Source organism: Pseudoalteromonas sp. TB51 (assembly GCF_000498055.1).
Taxonomy (GTDB): Bacteria; Pseudomonadota; Gammaproteobacteria; order Enterobacterales; family Alteromonadaceae; genus Pseudoalteromonas; species Pseudoalteromonas atlantica.
Window position 1 is genome coordinate 9,748 of the sequence record NZ_AUTO01000076.1, and the last position, 5,029, is coordinate 14,776.

General features: G+C 41.0%; 4 protein-coding genes and 3 pseudogenes (1 of these 7 cut by a window edge). All 7 read right to left on the reverse strand.

Annotation, left to right across the window (positions count from 1 at the left end):
- Positions 1-2,165 (reverse strand): annotated as a pseudogene (locus tag L650_RS0103400) (heavy metal translocating P-type ATPase); it reaches 90 nt to the left of the window's first position.
- The gene (locus tag L650_RS0103405) at positions 2,162-2,599 is read right to left on the reverse strand and encodes a MerR family transcriptional regulator (protein ID WP_029772197.1); all 438 of its coding nucleotides are present in this window, start codon (positions 2,597-2,599) and stop codon (positions 2,162-2,164) included. Before L650_RS0103405 ends, L650_RS0103400 begins: the two are co-directional and overlap by 4 nt.
- A gap of 150 nt (positions 2,600-2,749) precedes the next feature.
- Positions 2,750-3,249 (reverse strand): annotated as a pseudogene (locus L650_RS0103410) (DUF2059 domain-containing protein).
- A gap of 291 nt (positions 3,250-3,540) precedes the next feature.
- Positions 3,541-3,873 (reverse strand): Na+/H+ antiporter subunit G, encoded by a 333-nt coding sequence (locus tag L650_RS0103420; protein ID WP_004585897.1) that lies wholly within the window; start codon positions 3,871-3,873, stop codon positions 3,541-3,543.
- Between the two features lie 9 nt (positions 3,874-3,882).
- Complete coding sequence (locus tag L650_RS0103425; protein ID WP_004585896.1) at positions 3,883-4,152, reverse strand: K+/H+ antiporter subunit F; 270 nt, start codon at positions 4,150-4,152, stop codon at positions 3,883-3,885.
- Positions 4,146-4,682, reverse strand: coding sequence for a Na+/H+ antiporter subunit E (locus tag L650_RS0103430; RefSeq protein WP_029772199.1), 537 nt, complete (start codon positions 4,680-4,682; stop codon positions 4,146-4,148). Before L650_RS0103430 ends, L650_RS0103425 begins: the two co-directional genes overlap by 7 nt.
- Positions 4,682-5,029: pseudogene (locus tag L650_RS0103435) on the reverse strand (monovalent cation/H+ antiporter subunit D); the annotation flags it as partial. The pseudogene L650_RS0103435 and the gene L650_RS0103430, both read right to left, overlap by 1 nt.

A 5,029-nucleotide genomic window follows, 5' to 3' on the forward strand; every position in this document is an offset into this window, starting at 1 on the left:
CCCGCCACTACTGGGTTTAGTAGTACACCAATAAACGGATACAGCACACCGGCTGCAATAGGAATGCCCGCAACATTATAAATAAAGGCACCAAACAAGTTTTGTTTAATGTTTTTAATTGTTGCGCTGCTAATGGCAATAGCATCGGCAAGGCCATGCAGTGAGCCACGCATTAAGGTAATATCGGCGCTTTCTATGGCTACATCTGTACCTGTGCCAATTGCAAAACCGACATCTGCTTTAGCAAGCGCGGGGGCATCATTGATCCCATCACCCGTCATGCCTACAATCTCGCCTTGCTGCTGGCGTTTAGTGACTTCGTTTACTTTATCCTCTGGCAACACTTCTGCGATAAAATCATCAATACCGACTTTTTTAGCCACAGCGTGTGCGGTCGCTTTATTATCGCCAGTGAGCATTACTAGATGAATACCTTCATTTTGCAGGCGCTTGATTGCCTGTACTGAGTCATCTTTTAGCGGGTCCGCTACCGCAATTAAGGCCATTAGTTGATTATTACAGGCAAAGTACATCGGGGTTTTTGCATCATTTGCAAAGGTGTGTGCTTGCTCTGTGGCGTCATCAACTGCAATCTCGTATTTATCCATAAGCGCTTTATTGCCAAATAACAGTGTTTGCCCATTCACCGTTCCACTTACACCTTTACCGGTAATCGCATCAAAGTCGGTAACTTTACTCAAGGTTACGTTTTGTTTTTGAGCGTACTGTGTAATCGCCTCCGCAAGTGGGTGCTCAGAGCTACTCTCGAGGCTTGCAACTAATTGCATTACGTTATTTTCATCTGCGTTATTAAACGTTACAACATCTGTTACCTGTGGTGCACCTTGGGTGATAGTGCCGGTTTTATCTAAAATCATGGTAGTAATTTTAGAGGTAGTTTGCAGTGACTCGCCATTGCGAATTAATATGCCAAACTCGGCGGCTTTACCTATTCCCACCATTACCGACATAGGCGTTGCTAAACCCAGCGCACACGGGCATGCAATAATCAGCACGGTGGTTAACGCTACCACCGCATAAGCAATTGAAGGGGCTGGGCCAAAATTCAACCATGCAAGGGCTGCTAATATCGCAATTATCATTACTGTGGGCACAAAAATGCCCGATATAACATCGGCTAATCGCCCTATTGAAGGCTTAGAGTTTTGCGCGCGTTTTACCATATTAATGATATTGGCAAGGGTTGTTTCTTGCCCTATATGTGTGGCTTCAAATAATAATGTACCACTTTTATTAATGCTGCCAGCAACCACTTTATCGCCAGCTTGTTTATTCACTGGTATAGGCTCACCCGTGAGCATAGATTCATCTAATCTGCTGCTACCTTCGAGCACATCACCATCTACCGGGATCTTTTCGCCTGGGCGTACCCTTACATGGTCGCCCTTTTGCACATCACTAATGTCTATATCTTGCTCTGCGCCATCGCGTATTACACGGGCTGTTTTTGCTTGTAAGCCAATTAAACGCTTAATAGCCTGCGAAGTACGTCCACGCGCTTTCACTTCAAAAGCTAGGCCTAAACTAATTAACCCAATTATCATTGAAGAAGCTTCAAAATAAACGTGCCTTGCAACCTCAGGTAGTAAGCTAGGCGCAAGTACAACAAACATTGAATATAACCACGCAGTGCCCGTTCCCAAAGCAATAAGCGTATCCATGTTAGCACCATGATTTTTAAATGACTGCCAAGCGCCTTTATAAAATTGCTTACCTGCTACAGCCATAACGACAAACGTGATAATACCGACCACACCCCATGCAATTCGCTGGTTAGTGGTTGTCACGCTCATATCAAAAATAAGCCCATAAATCATAAGCGGTACGCCCATACCTAAAGCCAGCATCATGTTGCGCATTAGCTTTTTGTAATGTGCCTCGTCTGACTTGGCTTTTTCATCAAGCGCATCTTGCTCTGATGTGTTATCCATAGGTTTTGCGCCGTAACCTATATTTTCAACGGCGCTAATTAATGTGCTTTGCTGCGCGCTGCCCTCTACTCGTACCGTGCGATCTGCAAAGTTCATTTCGACATTGTTTGCGCCTTGCACACTATTGAGGGCTTTTTCTATTTTGGCTACACAACTGCCACAATTAGCACCTTCAATAATAAAGTTTTGCTCTGTTGTTTTACTGCTACTCATTGCACATCTCCGCTTTTATTTGGCTCAACAAGTGGGTCAACAAACGTCTCTATTAAGCTACACACATCACTTGCAACAGCGCCGTCTGCCGATGTTTCCCACTGTTTTAACGCCGCTTGCATACGCACTCGTAATTTAAGGGTTTCTTGAAACAAGGCTTCGGTTTCTTCTAAACGTTCTGTAATAATTTGCCGTGTAAGTGGGCATGGGCAATGTCCTTGTTCTGACTCGCCAATGATATGCTGTACATCTTTTAGGGAAAACCCGAGCTTTCGGGCGCTTATAATAAACTGTAAACGTTGGCGGTCTGCTTTTGTATATTGTTGATAGCCATTACTTTGGCTACGTATGGGCGTTAAAAGGCCTATTCGTGTGTAATGACGAACTGTATCAGGCGTTACACCCATTAACTTCGCTAATTGCTTAACATACATAATTTAGCCCCCTTAGATTTTAGAGCTCAATTGTAAACCTATGTGTGACACACAGGTCAATAGAGGGGAGCATTAAAGCATAATTTAAATTTACTGGAGCTGATAAAATAAAAGCGCGCTAATGAGCGCGCTTAAAAAGAGGCAGAGAGATTAATTTTCTTGTTGGCGAGAGGCTTTTAGCTCTTCACTTAGCTCACCGGCTATTTGCTGAATTTTTGGCATTGCATCTTGCACTAAGCTTTGCGACATTTGCATAGACTCTTGCATTACTACAGGCATTTTTTGAAGAATTTTTTGCCCTGTTTCAGTTTTATAAAACGCCAGCATGTCGGCAATTTCTTGCTCGTTAAAATGTTTGTCGTAAACGTTAACCATCATCGGCTGCATTTTTTTCCAGCTCATTTCGGTTTTAAGTACGTTGGTCATATCTGCATAGTATTTATCAAAAATAGCTTGCTCAGAGGGCTTAACACCCATTTGTGCAGACATATTTTTCATCATGCCTTCAACTTGCCCGTACATTGAGTCAACCATAGCATCCATGTTCATCACGTTTATCAGCTCGTCTATTTTTTGCTGCTTAGTTGCTTCGTCNCAGCCAATACGCTGCCAGAAAATATAAGTAACGAAAGTAATAGTGCCTTAGCCATTGTCATATCCTTAAATATAAAAAGTAAGACCATACTCACATGATTAATATCAATCCGCAATAATACTTACTCATTTTACGGGGCTAAACGGGTCGCTACTTACGTTAAAAAATGCTCATTCAGAACAACTAAATAGCTAATTTTTTACTAAATTATCAACACGTTTTACCAGCCTCAGAATAAATTACTTAATTATGCGAACGGGTATAAAATAGTTTGTAAATGTGTAAACCCATACTAAAAAGGCCAAATAAAACATGTTTATTTGGCCTTTTTATCAGTGCACAGGGGCTAATCGTCTTCTACGTTATCGAGCCCTTTTGTGCCTTCTTTTGCTTTAAGCTTATGATGAATCGCTGATTTTATTAACATATACCCACTAATAGGGGCAGTAATTAATAAAAACACGGTAATTAAAATCTCTTTTACGCTTATGGTGTGCACCGACGTTGCAAAAAATACCATTGCAGCAATTAATATGCTGGCCATACCCAGTGTTGTTGCTTTAGTAGGGCCGTGTAAGCGCATGTAAAAATCAGGTAATTTAATTAAGCCCAGTGACCCTATTAAAATAAATAGCCCACCAAAAAGTAGTAATATTGATACAACCCACTCGCTTATCATTATAATATCCTATTCAATTAAGTCGCCGCGTAGTAAATACTTACATACTGCAACAGTACTTATAAAGCCAAGCATCGCGATTAATAACGCGGCTTCAAAGTACAAACCAGTGCCCATACTAATGCTGTATAAAATAATTAACGCGATAACATTAATGTACATAGTATCTAGGGCTAAAACTCTATCAGGCACTGAGGGGCCTATAATTAATCGCCATAGGTTTAACAGTAACGATAAACCAATCATGGCAAATACAATAAGTAATACAGTATCTAACATTGAAATATCTCCTTTAGGGGAGCTTCGTAGCGCTGTTTAATTTGTTTAATAAGTGCCTCTTCATCTTTTAAATCAAGCACATGTATAAGTAAATAGCGCTGTTTAGGCTTTTCGCCTTCGTCTAGTGACTCAGGAATAGGATATACCTCGGCACTTACTGTACCAGGTGTAAGAGATACACAACTGGCAAGAATAGTAATGGGCATATCGTGTATTAAATCTATAGGCACTTTAACAAAAGCAGGACGTAACTTTTTAGCTGGACCAATGATTAATAAGGCTACCTGTAAATTAGCAACCACTATATCGTAAAGTACAATGAGCAATTGTTTTAGTGCCAAACCTGGTTTTAGTATTAAAGGTTGCGGATCACGTAATGAAACACTTAATAGCGGAATAAATATCGCAAAAAACGTAGCTAATACTATATGCCCTGCGGATACACTATTATTAAGCAACAACCAAATTAAAAATAAAAACAAACTACGAAACGGCGTTGGCAACCAACGATAACGGGCTTGTAACCTCATTACTCACCTCCCTTCATAACTGCATTAATGCCACCACTTATATCATGCAATTGCGTAGCAGCACTGACCATGTATTCACTTATTGGTCCGCCAAAAACAACTAACAAAGGTGAGCACGCAAGTAGCCCTACAATTATCATCCCTTGTAATGGGTGAGCATTTTCGCCCTCGGCGCTTTCTGTTTTATTGCCTTTTCTTTCCCAAAACATACTTGTACCAGCACGAGAAAGTGCAACTAATAAAACAAAGCTAGCAATTAAATAAACAGGCCAAAATAGTAAGGCTTGCTCGCTATTTAAGGTTGTTTTGAGGATCCAAACTTTTCCAACAAACCCCGATAGCGGCGG

What these genes read in the sequence shown, in the direction of transcription:
- L650_RS0103405 (WP_029772197.1), bottom strand. Translation starts at nt 2,599, where the DNA reads ATGTATGTTAAGCAATTAGCGAAGTTAATGGGTGTAACGCCTGATACA.
- L650_RS0103430 (WP_029772199.1), bottom strand. Translation starts at nt 4,682, where the DNA reads ATGAGGTTACAAGCCCGTTATCGTTGGTTGCCAACGCCGTTTCGTAGT.
- L650_RS0103420 (WP_004585897.1), bottom strand. Translation starts at nt 3,873, where the DNA reads ATGATAAGCGAGTGGGTTGTATCAATATTACTACTTTTTGGTGGGCTA.
- L650_RS0103425 (WP_004585896.1), bottom strand. Translation starts at nt 4,152, where the DNA reads ATGTTAGATACTGTATTACTTATTGTATTTGCCATGATTGGTTTATCG.